Origin of the sequence: Citrobacter sedlakii (genome assembly GCF_018128425.1) — a bacterium.
GTDB classification, from domain to species: Bacteria; Pseudomonadota; Gammaproteobacteria; order Enterobacterales; family Enterobacteriaceae; genus Citrobacter_A; species Citrobacter_A sedlakii.
This window is the reverse complement of sequence record NZ_CP071070.1, coordinates 4207211-4230466: the sequence shown is the minus strand read 5'-3', so window position 1 is coordinate 4230466 and position 23256 is coordinate 4207211. Positions and strand designations below refer to the sequence as shown.

At 54.2% G+C, this 23256-nt stretch carries 23 protein-coding genes and 3 tRNA genes; 14 read left to right on the top strand and 12 right to left on the bottom strand.

Translation table 11 applies throughout. The annotated features are described in order from the left end of the window. Positions 1 to 215 precede the first annotated feature (215 nt). A complete protein-coding gene (locus JY391_RS20085) occupies positions 216 to 692 on the top strand; it encodes an FxsA family protein (RefSeq protein WP_042289660.1) in 477 nt (158 codons plus the stop codon). 54 nt (positions 693 to 746) lie between these two features. Here JY391_RS20085 and yjeH read toward each other — a convergent pair whose 3' ends face one another. Beyond that, complete coding sequence (gene yjeH / locus JY391_RS20080; protein ID WP_181822144.1) at positions 747 to 1997, bottom strand: L-methionine/branched-chain amino acid transporter; 1251 nt, start codon at positions 1995 to 1997, stop codon at positions 747 to 749. Positions 1998 to 2269: 272 nt separating this feature from the next. Between yjeH and JY391_RS20075 the strand changes: the two genes are divergently transcribed. The 3 genes from JY391_RS20075 (at position 2270) to JY391_RS20065 (ending at position 4862) form a co-directional block, all read left to right on the top strand. Then, positions 2270 to 2563, top strand: a complete 294-nt coding sequence (locus JY391_RS20075; protein WP_000027827.1) for a co-chaperone GroES — start codon at positions 2270 to 2272, stop codon at positions 2561 to 2563. A gap of 39 nt (positions 2564 to 2602) precedes the next feature. After that, complete coding sequence (gene groL / locus JY391_RS20070; protein WP_042289655.1) at positions 2603 to 4249, top strand: chaperonin GroEL; 1647 nt, start codon at positions 2603 to 2605, stop codon at positions 4247 to 4249. A gap of 259 nt (positions 4250 to 4508) precedes the next feature. Beyond that, positions 4509 to 4862 carry a DUF4156 domain-containing protein gene (locus JY391_RS20065; RefSeq protein ID WP_042289653.1) on the top strand — a complete coding sequence of 118 codons (354 nt, stop codon included), beginning with the start codon at positions 4509 to 4511 and terminating at the stop codon, positions 4860 to 4862. 80 nt (positions 4863 to 4942) lie between these two features. Here the strand turns inward: JY391_RS20065 and yjeJ are convergent, their stop codons facing one another. Both yjeJ and epmB read right to left on the bottom strand, forming a co-directional pair. Continuing rightward, entirely contained in the window at positions 4943 to 5806 is an 864-nt protein-coding gene (yjeJ, locus tag JY391_RS20060) for a YjeJ family protein (RefSeq protein WP_211934904.1), read from the bottom strand. 161 nt (positions 5807 to 5967) lie between these two features. After that, on the bottom strand, positions 5968 to 6996 hold the full coding sequence (gene epmB, locus JY391_RS20055) for an EF-P beta-lysylation protein EpmB (protein ID WP_211934903.1): 1029 nt from the start codon (positions 6994 to 6996) through the stop codon (positions 5968 to 5970). Positions 6997 to 7037: 41 nt separating this feature from the next. Between epmB and efp the strand changes: the two genes are divergently transcribed. From efp to ecnB, 3 genes are all read left to right on the top strand, one after another. Beyond that, positions 7038 to 7604 (top strand): elongation factor P, encoded by a 567-nt coding sequence (gene efp, locus JY391_RS20050; protein WP_042289645.1) that lies wholly within the window; start codon positions 7038 to 7040, stop codon positions 7602 to 7604. A gap of 81 nt (positions 7605 to 7685) precedes the next feature. After that, positions 7686 to 7820, top strand: coding sequence for an entericidin A/B family lipoprotein (locus tag JY391_RS20045; RefSeq protein ID WP_060570444.1), 135 nt, complete (start codon positions 7686 to 7688; stop codon positions 7818 to 7820). 107 nt (positions 7821 to 7927) lie between these two features. Further along, a complete protein-coding gene (ecnB, locus tag JY391_RS20040) occupies positions 7928 to 8074 on the top strand; it encodes a lipoprotein toxin entericidin B (protein ID WP_042289642.1) in 147 nt (48 codons plus the stop codon). A gap of 33 nt (positions 8075 to 8107) precedes the next feature. On the opposite strand, the gene JY391_RS20035 is transcribed toward ecnB, so the two are convergent. Beyond that, complete coding sequence (locus tag JY391_RS20035; RefSeq protein WP_042289640.1) at positions 8108 to 8695, bottom strand: LuxR C-terminal-related transcriptional regulator; 588 nt, start codon at positions 8693 to 8695, stop codon at positions 8108 to 8110. A 255-nt stretch (positions 8696 to 8950) separates the two neighbouring features. Between JY391_RS20035 and sugE the strand changes: the two genes are divergently transcribed. Then, positions 8951 to 9268 (top strand): quaternary ammonium compound efflux SMR transporter SugE, encoded by a 318-nt coding sequence (gene sugE / locus JY391_RS20030; RefSeq protein ID WP_211934902.1) that lies wholly within the window; start codon positions 8951 to 8953, stop codon positions 9266 to 9268. Here sugE and JY391_RS20025 read toward each other — a convergent pair. From JY391_RS20025 to frdA, 5 genes are all read right to left on the bottom strand, one after another. Beyond that, the gene (locus JY391_RS20025; RefSeq protein WP_211934901.1) at positions 9265 to 9798 is read right to left on the bottom strand and encodes a lipocalin family protein; all 534 of its coding nucleotides are present in this window, start codon (positions 9796 to 9798) and stop codon (positions 9265 to 9267) included. The genes sugE and JY391_RS20025 overlap by 4 nt on opposite strands. A 107-nt stretch (positions 9799 to 9905) precedes the next feature. Beyond that, positions 9906 to 10265, bottom strand: a complete 360-nt coding sequence (gene frdD / locus JY391_RS20020) for a fumarate reductase subunit FrdD (RefSeq protein ID WP_042289633.1) — start codon at positions 10263 to 10265, stop codon at positions 9906 to 9908. A gap of 10 nt (positions 10266 to 10275) precedes the next feature. Continuing rightward, positions 10276 to 10671: a fumarate reductase subunit FrdC gene (gene frdC / locus JY391_RS20015; RefSeq protein WP_042289631.1), complete on the bottom strand. Its 396-nt coding sequence runs from the start codon at positions 10669 to 10671 to the stop codon at positions 10276 to 10278. Positions 10672 to 10681: 10 nt separating this feature from the next. Further along, positions 10682 to 11416, bottom strand: coding sequence for a fumarate reductase iron-sulfur protein (frdB, locus tag JY391_RS20010; protein WP_042289627.1), 735 nt, complete (start codon positions 11414 to 11416; stop codon positions 10682 to 10684). Further along, complete coding sequence (gene frdA / locus JY391_RS20005; RefSeq protein WP_042289775.1) at positions 11416 to 13200, bottom strand: fumarate reductase (quinol) flavoprotein subunit; 1785 nt, start codon at positions 13198 to 13200, stop codon at positions 11416 to 11418. The genes frdB and frdA overlap by 1 nt, the downstream gene beginning before the upstream one ends. Positions 13201 to 13524: 324 nt before the next feature. Between frdA and epmA the strand changes: the two genes are divergently transcribed. Together epmA and yjeM are read left to right on the top strand one after the other, a co-directional pair. After that, complete coding sequence (gene epmA, locus JY391_RS20000) at positions 13525 to 14502, top strand: elongation factor P--(R)-beta-lysine ligase (protein ID WP_042289625.1); 978 nt, start codon at positions 13525 to 13527, stop codon at positions 14500 to 14502. Between the two features lie 212 nt (positions 14503 to 14714). Next, a complete protein-coding gene (yjeM, locus tag JY391_RS19995) occupies positions 14715 to 16217 on the top strand; it encodes a glutamate/gamma-aminobutyrate family transporter YjeM (RefSeq protein ID WP_211934900.1) in 1503 nt (500 codons plus the stop codon). A gap of 54 nt (positions 16218 to 16271) precedes the next feature. Here yjeM and mscM read toward each other — a convergent pair whose 3' ends face one another. The 3 genes from mscM to rsgA all read right to left on the bottom strand — a co-directional run bounded on the left by mscM (position 16272) and on the right by rsgA (position 21781). Beyond that, the gene (gene mscM / locus JY391_RS19990) at positions 16272 to 19598 is read right to left on the bottom strand and encodes a miniconductance mechanosensitive channel MscM (RefSeq protein ID WP_199956983.1); all 3327 of its coding nucleotides are present in this window, start codon (positions 19596 to 19598) and stop codon (positions 16272 to 16274) included. 67 nt (positions 19599 to 19665) lie between these two features. Further along, complete coding sequence (asd, locus tag JY391_RS19985; RefSeq protein WP_042289619.1) at positions 19666 to 20637, bottom strand: archaetidylserine decarboxylase; 972 nt, start codon at positions 20635 to 20637, stop codon at positions 19666 to 19668. 91 nt (positions 20638 to 20728) lie between these two features. Further along, positions 20729 to 21781, bottom strand: a complete 1053-nt coding sequence (gene rsgA / locus JY391_RS19980) for a small ribosomal subunit biogenesis GTPase RsgA (RefSeq protein ID WP_174435351.1) — start codon at positions 21779 to 21781, stop codon at positions 20729 to 20731. 107 nt (positions 21782 to 21888) lie between these two features. On the opposite strand from rsgA, the gene orn reads away from it, so the two are divergent. The 4 genes from orn to JY391_RS19960 all read left to right on the top strand — a co-directional run bounded on the left by orn (position 21889) and on the right by JY391_RS19960 (position 23005). Next, on the top strand, positions 21889 to 22434 hold the full coding sequence (gene orn, locus JY391_RS19975; protein WP_211934899.1) for an oligoribonuclease: 546 nt from the start codon (positions 21889 to 21891) through the stop codon (positions 22432 to 22434). A gap of 273 nt (positions 22435 to 22707) precedes the next feature. After that, positions 22708 to 22783 (top strand) — tRNA-Gly (locus JY391_RS19970). A 35-nt stretch (positions 22784 to 22818) separates the two neighbouring features. After that, positions 22819 to 22894: transfer RNA gene (locus tag JY391_RS19965), tRNA-Gly, on the top strand. Between the two features lie 35 nt (positions 22895 to 22929). Further along, positions 22930 to 23005 (top strand) — tRNA-Gly (locus JY391_RS19960). The last annotated feature ends 251 nt before the right edge of the window (positions 23006 to 23256 follow it).

Here is a 23256-nt window from a genome sequence, read left to right as displayed (position 1 = left end):
GCAGGAATTGTGCCGTAATCTGGATCACTTTAAGTGGTACTAATTACCCCTTAATTATTATTTTGTGAAATATGTCACCGCTTCAGGATTAACTCCAAAAATAAGTGTACAAACAGCTTGAAATTTTGCGAACTACCCCAACAACTGACTAATGCGAATCGCAACCAATTTCAGGCCGACGTGGGTGAAACGGCGGTCTGCCACAGGAGAACCCCTTGCGCTGGATACCGTTACTTGCTGTCTTTCTCTATGTTTATATTGAGATTTCTATCTTTATTCAGGTCGCCCATGTTTTGGGCGTGCTGATGACCCTGATCCTCGTCATCTTCACGTCGGTGATTGGGATGTCGCTGGTGCGTAACCAGGGATTTAAGAATTTTATGCTGATGCAGCAGAAAATGGCGGCGGGTGAGAGCCCGGCGGCGGAGATGATCAAGAGCGTGTCGCTGATCATTGCCGGTCTGCTGCTGTTGTTGCCTGGCTTTTTTACCGACTTCCTCGGCCTGCTTCTTTTATTACCCCCTGTGCAAAAGCATCTGACGATGAAGCTGCTGCCGCATTTGCGTTTTTCCCGAATGCCGGGCGGTGGATTTAGCGCCGGAACGGGCGGCGGCGAGACGTTTGACGGCGAGTTTCAGCGTAAAGATGAAGAGCGTGACCGTATCGAACATAAAGACGATCGCCGCGATTGATTGCTTTGTGACTGCGCAGGCCCGGAACGCTGCGCGTCGGCCGGGCCACTCGAACTACAACCGACTTTCCACTTTTTTCCGTTTCGGCAAAAACAGCCATAGTCCGGCCAGCATCACCAGCGCGTACAGGCTTTTCCAGCCCACCATCGCCAGCAACAGCAAACACAATGCCCCGCCAACCACCGCCAGCGCGCGGTAGCGACCTTTCAGCAGACGGCATCCGGCCAGCATGCACAGCAGATAAATCATGATAAAGATGCCGTTGGCGTAGACGATCAGCGCATCAAGATTGATCTCCAGCGCGTAAATACACAGTGTGCTGACTACACAACAACCCAACACGGCATTCAATGCATTACGCGGAATATGGCGTGGCGAGAGGCGGGCCAGATAATGATCGGGTTTATATTGCGCCTGGGACCACACCAGGCGGGCAAAGCTCTGGATATAAATATTGAGGCTGGCAAAGCAGGCCAGATATCCAATGACGCAAGCCACCCACAGCGCCTGCACGCCAAACAGCCGCACCACGATGTCAGGCAGCGATGCTGCGGCCGCCATCGTCTCGCCATAGGCGCCAAAATGCAGTACCACAACGGTGCAGCCCCAGTAGACGGAGCCCGCCAGCAGCAGGCCAATCATCAGCGCGCGGGGGAAATCGCGTTCCGGTTTTTTAAATTCAGAGGCGAGATGAGCGAACGCTTCCAGACCCACAAAACACCAGAACATCACCGACAGCGCTGAAAACAATCCTGACATCTCTATTTCGCCAGGGGCAGGGAAGGGGATTTCCGCCGGTTTCAGGTCGCCTGCCCACCAGATAGCGACAATCAGCGCGACGATAAGCCCGGCAATTACCGATTGCAGATTGGCGCTGGAGCTGGCGCCGCGCGAACCGATGTACCACACCAGCGCCAGCGTGCCCAGTTCCGCGAGCAAAAGCTGCCAGCCGTGCCAGCCAAACATCGCCTGGCCAAATCCGGCGGCGATATGCAGGGCGGCGGGGAGCCCCACGGGGATCACGGATAAAAACAGCCAACCGGTGACGCGTTCCAGATGTGGACCAAACGCCATGCCGACGAAATGAGCGACGCCGCCCGCGCTGGGGTAGTGACGGCCCAACAGTGCAAAGACAATCGCGATGGGAAACACTAAAACGATCAAAATTGGCCAGGCCCACAGGCTATTGTTGCCTGCAACCAGCGCCGCCAGCGCCGGAACGGCGAAGACGCCGGTGCCTAATAACGATGTCGACAACAGGCCGATGCCCTGAGCCAGTCCCAGCTCTTGTTTCAGTCCACTCATGAGAAGTTATCCGGTTGCGCCTGGTGTCAGGCAACTGCGCAGATTTTCGATGGTATCACAATCGGATTTGCTTATGACGCAGGCGATTAAATAGACGAGAAATGTGAGGTAAGCCGTGTTTTTACAGGATTTTTCGCTGAAGATAATTTTTTTTTGCGTTACCCCTTGAAGGGGTAAAACCCCATCCCCATCTCTCTGGTCACTAGCCGGGGAACCTTTACGGGCCGGCGTCATCCATAACTGATAAAGACCTTCTCAAAGGAGAGCTATCAATGAGTATTCGTCCGTTACATGATCGTGTGATCGTCAAGCGTAAAGAAGTTGAATCCAAATCAGCTGGCGGCATCGTACTTACCGGTTCTGCAGCGGGTAAATCAACACGTGGCGAGATCATCGCTGTCGGTAAGGGCCGCATCCTGGATAACGGTACCGTTCAACCGCTGGACGTGAAAGTCGGCGACATCGTGATTTTCAACGATGGTTACGGTGTGAAGTCTGAGAAGATCGACAATGAAGAAGTGTTGATCATGTCTGAAAGCGACATTCTGGCAATTGTTGAAGCGTAATTAACGCACGAAACTGTACGAATTTGAGGAAATAAGAACATGGCAGCTAAAGACGTAAAATTCGGTAACGACGCTCGTGTGAAAATGCTGCGCGGCGTAAACGTACTGGCAGACGCAGTGAAAGTGACCCTCGGACCGAAAGGCCGCAACGTTGTCCTGGACAAATCCTTCGGTGCCCCGACCATCACTAAAGATGGCGTATCCGTAGCACGTGAAATCGAACTGGAAGACAAGTTCGAAAACATGGGCGCGCAGATGGTAAAAGAAGTGGCCTCTAAAGCGAACGACGCTGCGGGCGACGGTACGACCACTGCAACCGTACTGGCTCAGTCCATCATTACTGAAGGTCTGAAAGCCGTTGCTGCGGGCATGAACCCGATGGATCTGAAACGTGGTATCGACAAAGCTGTCGCTGCGGCGGTTGAAGAACTGAAAGCGCTGTCCGTACCGTGCTCTGACTCCAAAGCGATTGCTCAGGTAGGGACCATCTCCGCGAACTCCGACGAAACCGTGGGTAAACTGATCGCGGAAGCGATGGACAAAGTCGGCAAAGAAGGCGTGATCACCGTTGAAGACGGTACCGGTCTGCAGGACGAACTGGACGTGGTTGAAGGTATGCAGTTCGACCGTGGCTACCTGTCTCCATACTTCATCAACAAGCCGGAAACTGGCGCAGTAGAACTGGAAAGCCCGTTCATCCTGCTGGCTGACAAGAAAATCTCCAACATCCGTGAAATGCTGCCGGTTCTGGAAGCCGTTGCGAAAGCAGGCAAACCGCTGCTGATCATTGCGGAAGATGTGGAAGGCGAAGCGCTGGCGACCCTGGTGGTTAACACCATGCGCGGCATCGTGAAAGTGGCTGCGGTTAAAGCGCCTGGCTTCGGCGACCGTCGTAAAGCGATGCTGCAGGATATCGCAACCCTGACCGGCGGTACCGTTATCTCTGAAGAGATCGGTATGGAACTGGAAAAAGCCACCCTGGAAGACCTGGGCCAGGCAAAACGCGTTGTGATCAATAAAGACACCACCACCATCATCGATGGCGTGGGTGAAGAAGCGGCAATCCAGGGTCGTGTGACGCAGATTCGTCAGCAGATCGAAGAAGCCACTTCTGACTACGATCGTGAAAAACTGCAGGAGCGCGTAGCGAAACTGGCAGGCGGCGTGGCAGTGATCAAAGTTGGCGCGGCGACCGAAGTTGAAATGAAAGAGAAAAAAGCGCGCGTTGAAGATGCCCTGCACGCGACCCGTGCAGCGGTAGAAGAAGGCGTGGTTGCCGGTGGTGGCGTTGCGCTGATTCGCGTGGCAAGCAAAATCGCCGAGCTGAAAGGTCAGAACGAAGATCAGAACGTCGGTATTAAAGTTGCGCTGCGCGCAATGGAAGCGCCTCTGCGTCAGATCGTGCTGAACTGCGGCGAAGAACCGTCTGTTGTGGCTAACACCGTGAAGAGCGGCGACGGCAACTACGGTTACAACGCGGCAACTGAAGAATACGGCAACATGATCGACATGGGTATCCTGGATCCGACCAAAGTAACCCGTTCTGCACTGCAGTACGCGGCTTCTGTGGCTGGCCTGATGATCACCACCGAGTGCATGGTGACTGACCTGCCGAAAAGCGATGCGCCTGACTTAGGTGCTGCTGGCGGCATGGGCGGCATGGGTGGTATGGGCGGCATGATGTAATTTAATCCTCATACTTCCCGCCGCAGGTACGTTGGCAGCGTTTCTCTGCCCAGAAGCTTACTGATGTAAGCTTCTGGGGATAAAAGAACTTGCCGCCTGCCTGCGACGTGAAATATCGATTAAATACGCATAACAAACATATTGCGAAAAATGAGAAACCCCCGGGCAGAAATGTCCGGGGGTTTTTCTTTTAGTCATCTTTTTAGTATAAGATTCAACTACGGACAACGAGTCCAGCTCATTGATTATGGGGAATAACATGCACGTGAAATATTTAGCAGGGATCGTCGGTGCCGCGCTACTGATGGCGGGTTGTAGCTCCAGCAACGAACTGAGCGCTGCCGGTCAAAGCGTTCGCTTCATGGAAGAAAAGCCAGGCGCGGAGTGCCAACTGATTGGTACGGCAACCGGTAAGCAAAGCAACTGGCTTTCTGGTCAGCATGGCGAGGAAGGCGGTTCTATGCGCGGCGCGGCAAACGATCTGCGTAACCAGGCTGCGGCAATGGGCGGCAATGTGCTTTACGGCGTAAGCAGCCCATCACAGGGGATGTTATCCAGTTTTGTCCCGACCGCCAGTGAAATGACGGGACAAGTTTATAAGTGCCCTAATTAATCGCACTCTCCTTGCCGGATGGCGACGTGACGCGACTTATCCGGCCTACGGCTCCTGTAGGCCTGATAAACGCAGCGCCATCAGGCATTCCGCGGGGCCTTAACCGCCTGCACGCGTAAGTGGTGCAACGCGCGCAGGCACTGTTCCTGAGTGAGCTTCTGCGTTTTCCCTGCGGCCAGCGTTCTGGCGAATACCTGACACGGCTTTCCTGCCAGCTTTTTCAGTCTCGGACTAAATTCGAGCAGCCGACGTGAAATCGACTCCACCTCTTTATTACCGGAAGGCGAGCGGGTTTTTACCACAACGCCGCTGTGCTGCTCTTTTCCGGTTTCATCGGTATAACGGTAAAGCACCGCGACATAGTGGCTGAAAAGCGCGTGTTTCCAGTCCGGTTGCGCGTAGGCGTCATATTCCAGATTATCATTGCTCTTGCAGTCGGCGTCATATAACGGCAGGAAGTCGAGAAGAGAAGAAATCCGCAGCGCCAGTTCACGCATACCGGCATTACTCAACGCCCGAACTATCGCCTGGACCAGCATTTCAATCTGCAGCTCGTTAATTATCAATTCACAGCGACTGCCGTCGTGAAGTTGGCAGACGAACAGTAAGTCCTCGCTATTTGCCTCGGATAAGGTGACAGAAACAATGCGCCGGTTGACATCGGCGTGTTTAAGTTCGTCTTCCACCATGGACGGGGTGTTATCCAACAGCTTTTTACTGACCTTATCGCGCGCTTTCTCATAGTACTGCCGCTGTTCCGCATTTAATTGCTGCTTTTCATGGAGGCGGCTTTCCAGCGCGATCAGCAGATCCCTTAACTCCAGCGCAGTCAAAAAGAACAGTGATTCTTTATTTCTTGGCTCTTTTATTTTCAGCGCCAGCGCCATAAATTCATTCGATTTGCGAATAACACCTGTATTAATGCCTTTGATACTCATAGCCATCAAGGTTCTCCCTAACCAATTATTAATTAAATCATTAGTTACGAGCTATATATATGTTTTTTAAATATATAATGCGACAGTTATCGTTAAAGTAACATAATGTAGAGCGGGAAAGCGGGTAATTTAAATGGAGGTGTCCGGAACCGGACACCTTTTGTGGCTTATTGCTGACGTAGCTGTAAGTCGAGGGGCGTTTTACTGGGCTCACCGCCAATTTCCCGCGCCAGTTTAGGCACCAGATAACCCGACACCAGCGTTAACAGTTCGCGCATAATCTGGCGCGCTTCGTCATCGGTGACCATGAAATGCGCTGCGCCCTGCACTTTATCCAGTACGTGCAGGTAATAGGGCATCACGCCCGCGTCGAACAGGGCGTTGCTGAGAGCGGCAAGCGTCCGGGCGTTGTCATTTACGCCGCGCAGCAGGACGCTCTGGTTAAGCAGCGTGACGCCAGCCGTGCGCAATTTCGCCATAGCGTCCCGAAAACTGGCGTCGATTTCATTGGCGTGGTTGATATGGTTCACCAGCAGGATCTGGAGAGAAGAGTGCGCGAAGCGAGCCACCAATCCCTCCGTGATGCGCGCTGGAATAACAATCGGCAAGCGACTGTGTATGCGCAGACGCTTAACGTGACGGATGGCCTCCAGTTGGGTGAGCAGCCAGTTCAGCTCGTGGTCTTTTGCCATCAGCGGATCGCCGCCGGAAAAAATGATCTCATCCAGCTCCGGGTGGGCGCTGATATAGTCCAGCGCGGCCTGCCAGTTGCGTTTATTGCCCTGATTTTCCGCATAAGGAAAGTGACGGCGGAAGCAATAACGACAATTTACCGCGCAGCCGCCTTTCACTAAAAGCAGCGCCCGGTTGTGGTATTTATGCAGCAGTCCGGGCACCACGCTGTGCTGCTCATCGAGCGGATCGGTGGAAAAACCGGGCGCGGCGATAAACTCCTCTTGCGAAGTAAGTACCTGACGTAAAAGCGGATCGTCAGGGTTACCTTTCTCCATGCGCGCGATAAACGCCCGCGGCACGCGCAGGGCGAACAGACGTCTGGCGTCACGCCCGGCTAACAGGTTTTCGTCTGCCTCAATGTTTAAAAGACGCAGGAGCTCATCGGGATCGGTCACAACATCGGCAAGTTGCGATAACCAATCTTCTCTGGATGGGGTATTTAGGGTTACAATATGCGCCATTTTGTGGCTTAGCTACCAGTTAACAATTTTCAGAGGGCCTTATGGCAACGTACTATAGCAACGATTTTCGCGCTGGTCTTAAAATCATGTTGGACGGCGAACCTTATGCGGTTGAAGCCAGCGAATTCGTTAAACCAGGTAAAGGTCAGGCTTTTGCTCGCGTTAAGCTGCGCCGCCTGCTGACCGGTACTCGCGTAGAGAAAACCTTCAAATCTACTGACTCCGCAGAAGGCGCTGACGTAGTCGATATGAACCTGACTTACCTGTACACCGACGGTGAGTTCTGGCACTTCATGAACAACGAAACCTTTGAGCAACTGTCTGCTGATGCGAAAGCGATCGGCGACAACGCGAAATGGCTGCTGGACCAGGCTGAGTGCATCGTAACCCTGTGGAACGGCCAGCCGATCTCCGTCACGCCGCCGAACTTCGTTGAGCTGGAGATCGTTGATACCGACCCGGGTCTGAAAGGCGATACCGCAGGGACTGGCGGCAAGCCGGCAACGCTGTCCACTGGCGCAGTGGTTAAAGTTCCGCTGTTCGTTCAGATTGGCGAAGTGATCAAAGTGGATACGCGTTCAGGCGAATACGTTTCCCGCGTTAAATAATCCATCTCATCCTGAAGGATGGTGTGGATCAGCATAAATTTGGTGCAGCCCTTTCGCTGCACCACTGTTTCCAGGGCAGGAATGATGAAACGTCTTCTCGGTCTTGTAACACTGATTCTTCTCACCACATCGTTGCTGGCGGGCTGCAATACCGCACGGGGCTTTGGTGAGGACATGAAACATCTCGGCAACTCTATTTCGAACGCCGCCAGCTAATTTTTTCTCGTCTTCCTAAAAATTGTCTCTGTTCCGTCATTTTTCCGGATCTTGTCTATGATTAAGTAGCAATACTCAAATAACATTGGCTAGAAAAGGAAGACGTTATGGTTAAGAAAACAATTGCAGCGATCTTTTCAGTGTTAGTGCTTTCCTCCGTGTTGACTGCCTGTAATACCACGCGAGGCGTTGGTCAGGATATTTCTGACGGCGGCGATGCTATTTCCGGCGCGGCGACACGAGCTCAGCAGTAACAGCGTAAACGGTACGGCAACTCTGTCGTGCCGTTAACTTTTCATTTCGGAAAGCGCCAGAAAAGGTGAAAAGCGATTGTCCATGTGTAGCTTCATACGGATATTGCGCTTATAGGTATAGACCGTCTTTGCGTGAATGCTGAGCGCACAGGCGATGGCGTTATTACTTGCCCCTTCCATCCACATCGTCAGTACCTTTTCTTCCTGCGGCGTCAGCAAGGGCGAAGCATTGCCAGGCGCTTCTGCGACGGAACCGCTGAGCAACGCATTGTGAATATTTTCCGCCAGTTCCGGCAGAGCAACCTGCTTCGACAACGCGGCATAAACCGGGTAGCGCTGGGTTTCCGCCAGACCGCCAGACTCCAGCAAAATGAGTGGGCTGCTACCGCAGGCGAGAACAAACGGCGCAATGTACTGAACAGAACGCGCATCATTCAGAAAGCCATAAAGATCGGCGATCACCAGGTGCGGTTTCCACTGCTGGATATGCTCCTTCACCAACAGCAGGTTGTTAAGCCCGGAGACCAGAAATGAGTGATTAAAGAATTCAGAACGATTAAGCCACGCCTCGATCCCGGAACGGGTAAAGTGGCAACGGTCAATCACGAGTATTTTCAACATAACGTTTTCGCATTCAGAAGTAAGGCTAGTGGCTTCCTGACTTCAGAAAGCGTCCCATCATAGAGAAGTCCGATCAGTGCTGAATGCGTAAAATGCGATTCGAAATGCGCCTAATTCGACGCTTTAGCGGGCAAAAGAGAAAAAAGTTGAAATTTATCCCCGCTCAGGCAGAATTATTTTTCTACTCATCGCGTTGCAGGACGACCTGCAAGCGCGTCTTTCATTGGGGACGGCCCCATTTCTACGGAGCCTGATATGTCCTGGATAATCTTGTTAATTGCGGGTCTGCTTGAAGTGGTTTGGGCGGTTGGCCTGAAATACACGCACGGATTCAGTCGCCTGACGCCGAGCGTCATCACCATCGCCGCGATGATTGTCAGTATGGCGCTTCTCGCCTGGGCGATGAAAACGCTGCCCGTCGGTACCGCCTATGCCGTGTGGACCGGAATCGGCGCCGTCGGGGCCGCCATTACCGGTATTGTGCTGCTGGGAGAGTCAGCCAACCCGATGCGTCTCGCCAGCCTGGTGCTGATAGTCGTTGGGATTATTGGCCTGAAGCTGAGCACCCATTAAGCGCCGGGTTGCTTCACCCAAATTAATTTACTGACATCAAAACCTTGCCGGGTCGCGACGGCCAGCATCTGCTGCTTCATTTCATCAGAAATGGTTGGGGTGCGTGAGAGTATCCACAGGTAGTCGTGATCCGGACCGCAAACCAGCGCGTGGCGATACTCTCTGTCGAGCGCGATAACGTTATATCCGCCGTAGAACGGTCCGAAGAAAGAGACTTTCAGCGCCGCGCGGCTGGGATCGCCAGTAAAATAGGCTTTTCCTTCCGTCTGCTGCCATCGGCCTCTGTCCGGGTTATAGCCTTTATTGACGACATTAAGACCGCCGTCGTCGCGCTGACTGTAGGTTGCCGTCACTTTTTCCAAACCACGTTCAAAGCGGTGATCGAAACGAGCTATCTCATACCAACTGCCGAGGTAACGTTTCGCGTCGAAGTTTGTGACCACCGTGACGCCGCGTGGTGGTGTTGGATTACTGCAGGAGACGACCAGGAAAGCCGCGGTGACAGCGGCAACGACGGGGAGCAGGCGCATAGGTCTTCCTTAAGCGGTTTTTACTTAAGTGTAGAACCTGGCGGGAAAATAGCGGCAGAAGGGAGAAAAAATTGCCCTCTTATCAGGCTGACAAGAGGGCAGAGGATTTAGATGCTGACAATCCCGATAGCGGTGACAACCGTCAGAATAGCCGCCAGACCGTAGAAGACCCACTTGCCAGCCGGCACGTGGATTTTCAGATCATGCATTGCATGGTGCATGCGGTGTAAACCACACCACAGCGGCAGGACGATCATCAGGAACAGAAACGCACGACCAATGAAGCTCTGGGCAAACGCCAGTACGCGCTCAAAGCTCAGGGCATCGCCCGGGAACAGACCCAGCGGCAGCAAAATACCCACCAGCAGAACCATTACCGGCGCGATAATCGCGCTCCACATACCGCCTGCGCCAAACAGACCCCAGAATACCGGTTCGTCAGAACGTTTTGGGTTTGGATTAATCATCCCGGACTCCTTACCAGAACAGGGCAACAAACAGTATGACTACGGTCACGACCGCAGTAACCACCCAGAGACCTTTAATGATCGGCTCTGGCCCCATTTTTTCATCTTTTACGATAATGTTGGCGGCTTTCGGCGCCAGCTCAAACCAGGTTTTGGTGTGCAGCAGCGCTGCCGCCAGGGCGATCAGGTTGAGGATCACCACCACCGGGTTTTGCAGGAAGCCTACGAAGCCTGCCCAGGATTCCACGCCATGCTTGAGCGCGAACAGACCGAAAATCAGCTCAATACTGAACCACACTGCCGGAACGGCGGTGCCTTCGCGCAGCATGTAAAAGCGATAAAACGGCAGTTTTTTCCACCAGGTGGACGTCATCGGCCGCACATAGGGTTTGCGTTTAGTCGTCATGTTGCACTCCTTAGCGTGGTTTCAGGGTGGCGATAAGAAAGTCTTTCGAGCTTTCCACTTTACCCTGCTGAATGGCCGCAGCCGGATCGACGTGTTTCGGGCAGACTTCAGAGCAATAGCCCACAAAAGTACAGCTCCATACGCCATTCTGACTGTTCAACTGCGCCATACGCTCCTTCTTACCGTGGTCGCGGCTGTCTTCGTTGTAACGATGCGCCAGCGTAATCGCCGCCGGACCGATGAACTCAGGGTTCAGGCCGAACTGCGGGCAGGCGGCATAGCACAGACCACAGTTGATGCAACCAGAGAACTGGTGATACTTCGCCATCTGTGCCGGGGTCTGGACGTTCGGTCCTTGATCCGTGGTGCGCGGATTGCCGATGATGTACGGCTTGATCGCCTCCAGACTTTCAATAAAGTGCGTCATGTCGACGACCAGATCGCGTTCGATCGGGAAGTTGCCCAGCGCTTCCACCTTGATGCCGTTGGTGTAATCACGCAGGAAGGTTTTGCACGCCAGTTTCGGTACGTTGTTCACCATCATGCCGCAGGAACCGCAGATCGCCATACGGCAGGACCAGCGGTAGCTCAGGTCCGGCGCCAGGTTATCTTTGATATAGCCCAGCGCATCCAGCAGTGAGGTGGTTTCATCATAGGGCACTTCGTAGAAAGCACTGTGCGGCGCGGTGTCGGTTTCAGGGTTGTAGCGCACCACCTCAACTTTCAGGTTTTTCATCTCAGCCATTACGCCTTCTCCTTCTTATCGGCTGCTTCCGCTTCCGCACCGTAAACGCGTTTCGCAGGCGGCAGCGTGGTGATTTTCACGTCGCTATAATCAAGGCGAGTCGTGCCATCAGCATCGCGGAAGGCGAGAGTATGTTTGAGGAAGTTGACGTCGTCACGCTCGGTGCAGCCTTCATCCAGACGCTGGTGCGCGCCGCGTGATTCCTTACGTGCCAGCGCGGAGTGCGCCATACATTCTGCCACGTTCAGACCGTGACCCAGTTCGATCGTGTAAAGCAGGTCGGTGTTGAACACGCTGGAGTTGTCGGTAATGCGCACGCGTTTGAAGCGTTCCTGCAACTCGGCCAGCTTGTCCACGGTTTTCTGCATCAGTTCCGGCGTACGGTAGATGCCGCAACCTTCTTCCATGGACAGACCCATTTCGTCGCGGATCTTCGCCCAGTTTTCATTACCTTCCTGGTTAACCAGGTCTTTCAGGCGTTTTTCAACGTCCGCAACCTGTGCGTTCAGCGCGGCGTCATTAGCGGTGTCTGCGGTCGATGCGCGCTCCATCGCCTGCTCGCCCGCCAGACGACCAAAGACCACCAGCTCGGCCAGCGAGTTAGAGCCCAGGCGGTTAGCGCCGTGCAGACCAACGGAAGAACATTCGCCGACGGCAAACAGACCTTTAATGCGGGTTTCGCAGTTCTGATCGGTTTCGATACCGCCCATGGTGTAGTGCGCGGTTGGACGAACCGGAATCGGCTCTTTCACTGGATCGACGCCCACGTAGGCTTTCGCCAGTTCGCAGATAAACGGCAGACGTTCGAGCAGTTTCTTCTCGCCCAGATGACGCAGGTCGAGGTGAACCACATCGCCGCGCGGGGTTGAAATGGTGTTGCCTTTACGCCATTCGTGCCAGAAGGCCTGAGAAACTTTGTCGCGCGGGCCCAGTTCCATGTATTTGTTTTTCGGCTCGCCCAGCGGGGTTTCCGGACCCATACCGTAGTCCTGCAGATAGCGGTAGCCGTTTTTGTTGACCAGGATACCGCCTTCACCACGGCAACCTTCGGTCATCAGAATACCGGAACCTGGCAGACCGGTCGGGTGATACTGAACGAATTCCATATCACGCAGCGGAACGCCGTGGCTCAGCGCCATGCCCATGCCGTCGCCGGTCACGATGCCGCCGTTGGTGTTGTAACGATACACACGGCCTGCGCCGCCGGTCGCCATCACCACCGCGTTCGCGCGGATCTGCACTAATGTGCCTTCCATCATGTTCATCGCGACCAGGCCGCGAGCGTGTCCCTCATCAACCAGGATATCCAGAACAAAATGTTCGTCAAAACGTTGGATTTGTGGGAACTGCAGGGAGGTCTGGAACAGGGTGTGCAGCATATGGAAGCCGGTTTTATCCGCGGCAAACCAGGTACGCTCGATTTTCATCCCACCGAAGCGACGGACGTTGACGCTACCGTCCGGACGACGGCTCCATGGGCAGCCCCATTGCTCCAGTTGGGTCATTTCGGTCGGACAGTGATGGACAAAGTAGTCCACGACATCCTGTTCACACAGCCAGTCTCCGCCCGCTACGGTATCATGAAAATGATAGTCGAAGCTGTCATGATCCTGGGCGACTGCGGCTGAGCCCCCTTCGGCAGCAACGGTGTGACTGCGCATGGGGTACACTTTTGAGATCAGTGCGATTTTTGCGTTAGGATTTGCCTGCGCGGCAGCAATTGCAGCACGTAATCCCGCGCCACCGGCGCCTATAATGGCAAGATCGGCTTGAAAGGTTTGCACGACATTCCTCCAGATTGTTGTAATTTCACGACCTCGCATTTTCAGATAAAGACCCTGAATCATACGGGACGTGAATGCGTTTCCACTGCTCCTTTATAGGTACAACAGTATAGTCATTGCGATGTGCACGAAATTTGACGTGTTCGATTTTTTTAGCGCGTCAGAGGGGGGAATTATCATTGAATTTGATTAATTTAATTACTAAACCATCGTTGTACGCTTTTTTAACCCGGTAGCCCCGCTTTATTATTCCTGCGCAAAATTTGTTTCATTGGCGCGTTACGAGTAGACTTCGTGCCCTTGTCTTAAACTGGAGAAAGAACCATGAGCGAAACGGCAACCTGGCAGCCGAGCGCGTCCATACCTAACCTGTTAAAACGCGCGGCAATTATGACGGAAATTCGTCGTTTTTTCGCCGATCGCGGCGTGCTGGAGGTAGAGACGCCCTGCATGAGCCAGGCGACGGTCACAGACATTCATCTGTTCCCGTTCGAGACGCGTTTCGTCGGCCCCGGTCACTCCCAGGGGATGAACCTCTATTTAATGACCAGTCCGGAATACCACATGAAACGTCTGCTGGTGGCAGGCTGTGGTCCGGTCTTCCAGCTTTGTCGTAGCTTCCGTAATGAAGAGATGGGGCGCCATCACAACCCGGAATTCACCATGCTGGAGTGGTACCGTCCCCATTATGACATGTACCGGCTGATGAACGAAGTGGACGATCTGCTGCAACAGGTGCTGGAATGCCCGGCGGCGGAGAGCCTTTCTTATCAGCAGGCATTCCTGCGTCATCTGGAGATCGACCCGCTCTCCGCGGATAAGACGCAACTGCGGGAAGTCGCAGCGAAGCTGGACCTGAGCAATATTGCCGATACCGAAGAGGATCGCGATACGCTGTTGCAACTGTTGTTCACAATGGGCGTCGAGCCGCACATCGGTAAGGAAAAGCCGACGTTTGTGTACCATTTTCCGGCAAGCCAGGCATCGCTGGCGCAAATCAGCACGGAAGATCACCGTGTGGCGGAACGCTTTGAGGTCTACTACAAAGGTATTGAACTGGCGAATGGTTTCCACGAACTGACGGACGCGCGCGAACAGCAGCAGCGTTTTGAACAGGATAACCGTAAGCGTGCCGCCCGTGGCTTACCCCAGCAGCCGATCGACAATAACCTGCTCGACGCGCTCAAAGTTGGGATGCCGGACTGTTCCGGCGTCGCGTTGGGCGTGGATCGCCTGGTGATGCTGGCGCTGGGGGCAGAAAGCCTTGCAGAAGTGATTGCCTTTACCGTCGACCGCGCATAGTGTTCTCGTTTTCCCTACAAAATGGTGTTATGCGCGCCATTTTGTAGCACAAATTTTCAATTTCCCTCTAAAAGCCACATTTAAATGCTGGTAATTTGTTACCATTCAGGTATCAATCCTGTGTTGATTTCACTTGCCGCTCTCCGCAATAGAGAGCGGTACGATTCAGTGAGCGCGGTTTACTCAACGCGCTCAGAGTGAGGGATGGTTTCATGAGCCAGACAATAAAAAAGATGAGCCTGACAGGTCTCATCCTGATGATTTTTACTTCCGTTTTTGGATTTGCAAATAGCCCTTCCGCTTTTTACTTAATGGGTTATAGCGCAATCCCATGGTATATATTTTCTGCATTATTATTCTTTATTCCATTTGCATTAATGATGGCTGAAATGGGTTCCGCTTACCGAAAAGAGGAGGGCGGAATCTATTCCTGGATGAATAACAGCGTTGGACCGCGCTATGCTTTTATTGGCACGTTCATGTGGTTTTCATCTTACGTCATCTGGATGGTGAGTACTGCGGCGAAGGTGTGGGTGCCATTTTCCACCTTTGTGTTCGGCGCGGATATGACCCAACACTGGCGCATCGGCGGGCTTGAACCCACGCAGGTCGTAGGGCTGCTTGCCGTGGCGTGGATGATTATGGTCACCGGCGTGGCCGCGCGGGGGATTAATAAAATTGCTCGCGTTACGGCGGTTGGCGGCATTGCGGTGATGTGCCTGAATGCGGTCCTGCTGCTGGTGAGCATCGCCATTCTGTTATTAAACGGCGGACATTTCGCCGAGGAGATTAATTTCACCGCCTCGCCGAACACGGGCTATCAGTCTGGCCTGGCAATGCTGTCATTTGTGGTGTTCGCGATATTTGCCTATGGCGGTATTGAAGCGGTCGGCGGGCTGGTGGATAAAACCGAAAAACCGGAAAAGAACTTTGCGAAAGGCATCGTATTTGCGGCGATGGTTATTTCCGTCGGCTATTCGCTGGCGATATTTTTATGGGGTGTTAGCGCCAACTGGCAGCAGGTACTCAGTAATAGCGCCGTGAACCTCGGAAATATTACCTATATCCTGATGAAAAGCCTTGGGATGACGCTGGGCAATGCGTTACATCTGTCGCCGGAAGCAGCGATAACCCTGGGCGTCTGGTTTGCGCGCATTACCGGTCTGTCGATGTTCCTCGCCTACACCGGCGCGTTCTTCACGCTGAGTTATTCACCGTTGAAAGCGATCATTCAGGGAACGCCGAAAGCGTTATGGCCTGCGCCAATGACAAGACTCAACGCCGTCGGGATGCCGGCAACGGCGATGTGGATGCAGTGTCTGCTGGTGTGCCTGTTTATTCTGTTGGTCTCGTTTGGCGGCGACACCGCCTCGGCGTTTTATAACAAGCTGACGCTAATGGCGAATGTCTCAATGACCCTGCCGTACCTGTTCCTCGCGCTGGCGTTCCCGTTCTTTAAGGCGCGAACTGAGCTGGAAAGACCGTTTGTGATTTTCAAAACCAGAGCATCGACGCTGGCCGCGACGGGTGTGGTGGTGCTGGTGGTGACGTTTGCCAACGTTTTCACGATCGTCCAGCCAGTGATCGAGGCCGGAGACTGGAACAGCGCGCTGTGGATGACCGGCGGCCCGGTATTCTTTTCACTGCTGGCAATAACGATTTATCAGAACTATAGCCGCCGGATGGCAAATCAGCCGCAGTGGGCGTTGGAATAAACAGAACGGCTGTAGACCTGATGGCGGCTTCGCCTTATCAGGCCTACACCTGCTTTACAAACTTCCTGCCGGGCGGCTACCGCGTCCGGCTGAGGTTAACGTTCTGGCCGTTTTCTTGCCGTTAAGACTTTCCAGACGCATCTGGAACGGTGGGAACGGCAAATCTATACCGTGCTCCTGGAAGCCCGCCAGAATCAACTGGTGGATTTCATGGCGTAGCGGCATTCGGTGTCCCATTTCCGCAGCATAGATGCGCAATTCAAAGATCTGAATCCCCTGTTGCAGGTCAACCAGAAAGACTTCCGGCGGCGGGTTATCAATCACCAGCGAACAACGCTCCGCCGCCGTGTAGAGGATCTGGGTGACCTCTTCGCTGTTAGCGTCAGAGGGCGCCGGAACGGTGAGCACCACGCGGGTTACCGAGTCGGACAGCGACCAGTTGATAAACTGCTCAGTAATAAACGCTTTGTTCGGCACGATAATCTCTTTACGATCCCAGTCGCTGATGGTGGTCGCGCGGGTGTTAATCTTCGTCACGCTGCCGGTCAGATCGCGGATCGTCACCGTATCGCCAATACGAATCGGCTTTTCAAACAGGATAATCAGACCCGAGATAAAGTTTGCGAAGATCTCCTGCAAACCAAAGCCAAGACCCACACCGAGCGCCGCGACCAGCCATTGCAGTTTTGACCATTCGATACCAATCATCGAGAAGCCAACCAACCCGCCGATCAGCATCAGCAGGTATTTGGTTATGGTGGTAATGGCGTAGCCGGTGCCTGGCGTCAGATCGAGATGCTGTAACAGCGCCAGCTCCAGCAGTGCGGGAAGATTACGCACCAGCTGCGTGGTGATGATAAACACCAGAATCGCAATCAGCACCGCGCCCAGCGTGATCGGCTCGAGGCTTTCGACGCCCTGCACCGTGGAGGTGACATCCCAGAGCGAGATATTTTCCAGGAAACCGAACGCGGAATGGATCTCCGACCACAATACAATCACCGACAGCAGGGCGATCAGCATCAGGATAGAACGCACAAGACGTAATGACTGGGTACTGATGGCATCGAGATCGACTTCGCTTTCATCGATGTCAACGGTGCCTTCAAGGCTGGTGGAATGGGCCGGTTCTTCTTCGCCACGGGCACGCTGCGCCAGCATTTCCGCCCGACGGTGCTTCGCGCGGTCAAAGGCCAGCCTCCGCCGCTGGATCAGCATCCAGCGGCGAATGACGTGATAAATCACCAGCAGCAGGAACCAGATAGCGACGGAGGTTTCCAGCCGCGCCAGCAGCGCCTGTGCGGTGGCGAGATAGCCCACCGCCGCCGCCAGAATCGCCAGCAGCGGCGCGCCGATCATCATGTTCCACAGCATACTGTTAACCATATTGTCGCCGTTGCCTTCTTTATCGAGATAAAGCGGGATCCCGGCCTTTTTCAGACTTAACGTCACCAGCGCCAGCGCGCCGCAAATCAATATAAAGCACAGGCGCCCCAACGAGCCGGAAAATTCCCGGTCATTCAGGTTATCAAACATGATCAGCGCCATAATCAGCGGCACAATCAGACCGATACTCATCAGGTAATACCGCATCGCCCGCGTGACGCGCTGGCGTGGCCAGCCAAAGTGGGCGATAAACAGACCATTCGGGCGGGCAAAGGTCGCGCAGATCATCACGACCCACAGCAGCGGCACCGTCGCCGTGACGCCGTCGCCTATCGCGACCGCCAGCGGATACGGCCAGGCTTCGCGCAGACCGTAGCCTAGCGTCATCCACAGCACCGGCAACGGCGAGGCCACCAGGATCGACCAGAACACGGTGCGCAGCGTCAGCCAGAAGTGGTCCTGGGTCACTTTGCCGACTTTGGCGGCGGAACGTTCGAGAAACCGGGTAAAGTGGCGACGAGAATAAATGCTAAAGCCCACCAGAATCAGCGCGCCGAACAGCGGTAACAGCGTTTCCCGGCTGGTTAACATCATCAGGCTGGCTTTGCCCAGTTGGCTGACGGTGTCGAGCGATATCAGACGGCGCAGATCCTGGACAATATCGATTGGCCAGGAGAACGACAGAGGGCGCACGTCGGAGGTCCAGAAAAGATAGCGGTGGGTCGCCTCGTTGACCTCTTTCAGGGCGTCTTCAAGCTGGCTATTGGACACCTTCAGCTTGGTCAGTTCGAGTATCAGCGTGTCGCCGCCCTGGAGCAGCGAATTCAGCAGCTCGCGCTGGGTTCGCAGTTGGGCTTCCAGAATGCGATTTTGTTCGGCGGTAAGCGGCTGTCCGTCTGCCTGATGCAGTTGGCGAAGCTGGGGCTGTTTATTGAGCTGATCTTCGTAGCGCAGACGCTGAACGCGCAGCTGCGCCATTTCGGTATCCAACTGCTGCGGCTTTGGCATCTCCGGCAGCCGCGCCACCTGCGCGCGCAGGGCTTCGCCCAGCAGGTTGGAAGAGCCGAGCCACTGCGACTGTTCCCGTAGCGTCGTCAACGCCTGGCGAACCTGTTGGGTCTGACTGGCGGCCTGACGCTGCTGAGAGGCGACCAGATCCATCCGCTGCGCCTGCTGGTTCAGCGCCGCAGACAGCTCACGGTTCACCTTAAATTGCGCAACGATATCCGGCGGCAGATCCGCGCTGTTTTCCGCCAGCAGTTCGGTGCTCTCCAGCGCGCGTTCTGCTTCACGCTGGCGCTGGCTGTTAAGTTGATTTCGTAATGCCTGCAGATAAGCATCAAGCTGCTGGCTCTGCTTTTGCGCCAGTTCCGCGCGCAACCGCGCCAGCTCCTGACGATTATTGGCGGAAAGCTGCGCCAGCTCCAGTTCGTCGACCAGCGCCTTCAGCCGCGCTGAGTCGGCCTGCATACTGTAATTTTGCGCCTGGCTGACGGGCGTATTACCCGTTGCTGTGCCAATGCGGCGTTCGATCTCGTTAAGCTGGCGGCGGGCATCGGTTTGCTGCTGCGGAAGCTGGCTCAATGAGTCAGCGATTTCGCGCGCGCGTTCCTGTTCCTGCTGGGCCTGGCGGCTTTTCTCCAGCAACTGGCTGCTGACCTGGAGGATCTCCTGGTTTAGCGCATCGGTGGACAAGCCAGGCGGAACGGTGCGGGGTTCATCGCGCAGGTTGGTGAGTTGTGCCCGCAGCGAGGCGGACATTTTGGGGAAATTATCAATGACTTGTTGATACTGCTGAGCGCGCTCGAGAGAGCCTTTACGCTCCTCAAGCGCATTCAACGCCGCCTGCAGCGCCTCAACGGCTTCCGGTTGGGCGGGTTTTGCCGCTTTCGCCTGCTCCAGTTCCTGGGCAATGTGTTTGGCGTCGGGGGCTGTCGCGGCGTATGCCCCCAGGCTGAGGCACCAGGCCATCAGAAATGTGATTATCAGGCGCACAGCAGCGTTTCCTCTCCACGCCATCATTCAGGTTGCGTCAATGCTCCTGAATGATGGGGTGTCAGTTTCAGGTTTCGTCTTTTTTGTCGTCTACCAGCGGGCTGGCATCATGTTCGGCTTTGATTTCTTCTTCCGGCAGTGGGGCAGGCTCAGCATCAACGGGCGCCACGAACGTCTCGGTTGAGATCGCCAGCGGCTGACCAATTTTAGTCACTGACAGGCTTTCCAGCGACTCAACCAGATTCACTTTACCTGGCGCAAACAGGTTGATGACGGTGGAGCCGAGCTTGAAGCGGCCCATCTCCTGGCCTTTCAGCAATGCCACGGAACCTTCGCTCTCTCCGGCAGGCCAGGTCCAGCGTTTAATCACGCCTTCACGCGGCGGAGTGATCGTTCCGGCCCAGACGGTTTCGATGCTGCCGACGATCGTGGCCCCCACCAGAATTTGCGCCATTGGACCAAATTCGGTGTCGAACAGGCAGATAACACGTTCATTTCGGGCGAACAGATTCGGCACGTTTTGCGCGGTCAGGTGATTTACCGAGAACAGATCGCCCGGCACGTAGATCATCTCGCGCAGGATCCCGTTACAGGGCATGTGCACACGGTGGTAATCGCGCGGCGACAGGTAGGTGGTGACAAACGAACCGTTGCGGAACAGATCCGCCATCAGATAGTTGCCCGCCAGTAAGGCTTCCAGGCTGTAGTTATGGCCTTTGGCCTGCAGGATTTTATCTTCTTCAATCTTGCCTAACTGGCTGATCACCCCGTCTGCTGGCATGACCAGCACGTTCGGGTCAGTATTCAGCGGACGCACCTCGTCCCGCAGCGGACGCACGAAGAAATCATTAAAAGTGCGGTAGCTTGCGGTATCCGGCTTCTGCGCCTCTTTCATATCGACCTTGTAGACCTTTACGAACAGATCGATAGCCAGCTTCGTCAGCCATCCCGCTCGTTTGCTCGCGCCCCAGCCCGCCAGGCGAGTGAGCCATAGTTTCGGCAGAATGTATTGTAGCGAAAGTTTAAATGAGTTTAGCAAGGTAGCCTCCAGGCTATTGTTTTACCTGAACCGGCATTCACGCCAGTATCCTGAAAAAAGGGGACGATTCTAACGACGCTTAGGGTATCTGTCAGTCGTCCGTATCAGAAAAGTTTTTACGCGTTTTTACCTGCGCCATGCTTTCAAGAATGCGGTGATAGTTCTCGAAACGGGTTTCCGCAATCTTACCGTCCTCTACTGCTTCACGGATGGCGCAACCGGGGTCGCTATCATGCTTACAGTCGCGGTATTTGCATAATCCCAGGAAATCGTGAAATTCGACAAAACCGTTGAAAATTTGTTCCGGCTCCAGGTGCCACAAACCAAATTCCCGTACGCCAGGGGAGTCAATGACATCGCCGCCGTGTGGGAAGTGATACAGGCGCGCCGCCGTGGTGGTGTGCTGCCCAAGCCCCGAGTTGTCGGAAACATCGTTTGTGAGGATCTCTTCCTGCAGGCCCAGCAGCGCATTCAGCAGACTGGATTTACCGACGCCGGACTGCCCGGCAAATATACTGACTCGCCCGGTCAGCGCATCCTCCAACGGCTTCAGGCCATCCTGAGTATGACTGGAAACCATCAGTACGCGATAACCGATGTTGCGATAGATATCCATCTGCTCGTTCACAAACGCCATGCCGTCGTCATCCAGCAGATCGATCTTATTGAGCACGATAATGGGTTCAACCTGAAGCGTCTCGCACGCCACGAGATAACGGTCGATAATATTCAGCGACAGCTCCGGTAATATGGCAGAAACAATGACGATTTGGTCAATGTTGGCGGCAATCGGTTTGACGCCATCGTAAAAATCCGGGCGCGTGAGCACCGAGGTGCGTTCATGTACCGCTTCCACGATACCTTTCACATTGACGCCTTCGGCGGCGGCTTTACCCGGACGCCAGACCACGCGGTCGCCAGTGACCAGCGAGCGGATTGTACGGCGAATATTGCAGCGGTGAATTTCACCGTCGGCGGATTCGACGTCGGCATGCATGCCGAAGCGGCTAATGACAATACCTTCAGCGGTCTCGCCGAACAGGTTGTCATCGTAGTCTGGCTTCTCCTTAGACGTTTTGAGACGACGCTGGTGATTAGCGTTCACACGGCGCTGCTGGCCTTTGGAGAGTTTATTTTTACTCAATCGTACTGACTCCTGGTCGCCCATGATGGGCAAAACATTTATGATACACGCAATTCTAAATGAATATAGTCACACGAAAACGTGACCACTGAAGGGTGGAAAATAGCATGAGTGCCAATGAAAACAACCTGATTTGGATTGATCTTGAGATGACCGGTCTGGATCCCGAGCGCGATCGCATAATTGAAATCGCCACGCTGGTCACCGACGCAAATCTTACGATTCTGGCCAAAGGGCCGACCATCGCGGTGCATCAGTCTGATGAACAACTGGCGCTGATGGACGACTGGAACGTGCGCACACATACCGCCAGCGGGCTGGTGGAGCGGGTGAAGGCGAGCACGATGGGCGATCGCGAAGCGGAACTGGCGACCCTTGAATTTCTGAAAGAGTGGGTTCCACAGGGCAAATCGCCAATCTGCGGGAACAGTATCGGACAAGACCGCCGATTTTTGTTTAAGTATATGCCGGAGCTGGAAGCGTATTTCCACTACCGTTATCTCGACGTGAGCACGCTTAAAGAGCTGGCGCGTCGCTGGAAGCCGGAAATTCTTGAGGGTTTTACCAAGCAGGGCACGCATCAGGCGATGGACGATATCCGCGAGTCGGTGGCGGAACTGGCTTACTATCGCGAGCATTTTATTCAGCTTTAACCGCCTGCTGTGCCGGGTGTGGCGACGCCGCGCCCGGCCTGCTCGCTGGTCGTCTCACTTGCACAGTGGGATGATTGCCGCTAAATTATACGCTTTGCTGATAAAATCAGCATTCAAACGAATTTCATAAAAAATTGCGTTTGAAGGGGTTGCAGGAGAAAGGATTTCTCGTATAATGCGCCTCCCGTAACGACGCAGAAATGCGAATTACGACAGCAACAAACGGCAGTAAATTAATCGCAGGATTTCGATTTTTCGGAAGACGAAGATTAAGCGGGAATAGCTCAGTTGGTAGAGCACGACCTTGCCAAGGTCGGGGTCGCGAGTTCGAGTCTCGTTTCCCGCTCCAAAATTTGAAAGTGCCTTAACGCACAGACCACCCAAGCGGGAATAGCTCAGTTGGTAGAGCACGACCTTGCCAAGGTCGGGGTCGCGAGTTCGAGTCTCGTTTCCCGCTCCAAAATTTGAAAGTGCCTCAACGCACAGACCACCCAAGCGGGAATAGCTCAGTTGGTAGAGCACGACCTTGCCAAGGTCGGGGTCGCGAGTTCGAGTCTCGTTTCCCGCTCCAAATTCTTATCTCTACACATATCCACAGTGAACGGCTACTCGTGGTGCGTCTCTTTTCGTTCCTGATATATTCTTGTAAACAGAGTTATCCACAGACTGCGTATTTGTCTTCTGCGTTTAAAACGCTTCGCAGAGTGAATGATATTTTTATATCCCGCTGAAATATAAGAAATAAATAACATCTTAAATTGTTAAGCGGATCGCTTGACGATTTTTTCGTGCTTGAATAGCAATGTGTTTTTAATTTTATGC

Bases quoted from the DNA above. Each gene is read 5' to 3' on its own strand.
- yjeH (WP_181822144.1), bottom strand. From the start codon at position 1,997: ATGAGTGGACTGAAACAAGAGCTGGGACTGGCTCAGGGCATCGGCCTG.
- JY391_RS20075 (WP_000027827.1), top strand. From the start codon at position 2,270: ATGAGTATTCGTCCGTTACATGATCGTGTGATCGTCAAGCGTAAAGAA.
- groL (WP_042289655.1), top strand. From the start codon at position 2,603: ATGGCAGCTAAAGACGTAAAATTCGGTAACGACGCTCGTGTGAAAATG.
- JY391_RS20065 (WP_042289653.1), top strand. From the start codon at position 4,509: ATGCACGTGAAATATTTAGCAGGGATCGTCGGTGCCGCGCTACTGATG.
- yjeJ (WP_211934904.1), bottom strand. From the start codon at position 5,806: ATGGCTATGAGTATCAAAGGCATTAATACAGGTGTTATTCGCAAATCG.
- epmB (WP_211934903.1), bottom strand. From the start codon at position 6,996: ATGGCGCATATTGTAACCCTAAATACCCCATCCAGAGAAGATTGGTTA.
- efp (WP_042289645.1), top strand. From the start codon at position 7,038: ATGGCAACGTACTATAGCAACGATTTTCGCGCTGGTCTTAAAATCATG.
- JY391_RS20045 (WP_060570444.1), top strand. From the start codon at position 7,686: ATGATGAAACGTCTTCTCGGTCTTGTAACACTGATTCTTCTCACCACA.
- ecnB (WP_042289642.1), top strand. From the start codon at position 7,928: ATGGTTAAGAAAACAATTGCAGCGATCTTTTCAGTGTTAGTGCTTTCC.
- JY391_RS20035 (WP_042289640.1), bottom strand. From the start codon at position 8,695: ATGTTGAAAATACTCGTGATTGACCGTTGCCACTTTACCCGTTCCGGG.
- sugE (WP_211934902.1), top strand. From the start codon at position 8,951: ATGTCCTGGATAATCTTGTTAATTGCGGGTCTGCTTGAAGTGGTTTGG.
- JY391_RS20025 (WP_211934901.1), bottom strand. From the start codon at position 9,798: ATGCGCCTGCTCCCCGTCGTTGCCGCTGTCACCGCGGCTTTCCTGGTC.
- frdD (WP_042289633.1), bottom strand. From the start codon at position 10,265: ATGATTAATCCAAACCCAAAACGTTCTGACGAACCGGTATTCTGGGGT.
- frdC (WP_042289631.1), bottom strand. From the start codon at position 10,671: ATGACGACTAAACGCAAACCCTATGTGCGGCCGATGACGTCCACCTGG.
- frdB (WP_042289627.1), bottom strand. From the start codon at position 11,416: ATGGCTGAGATGAAAAACCTGAAAGTTGAGGTGGTGCGCTACAACCCT.
- epmA (WP_042289625.1), top strand. From the start codon at position 13,525: ATGAGCGAAACGGCAACCTGGCAGCCGAGCGCGTCCATACCTAACCTG.
- yjeM (WP_211934900.1), top strand. From the start codon at position 14,715: ATGAGCCAGACAATAAAAAAGATGAGCCTGACAGGTCTCATCCTGATG.
- orn (WP_211934899.1), top strand. From the start codon at position 21,889: ATGAGTGCCAATGAAAACAACCTGATTTGGATTGATCTTGAGATGACC.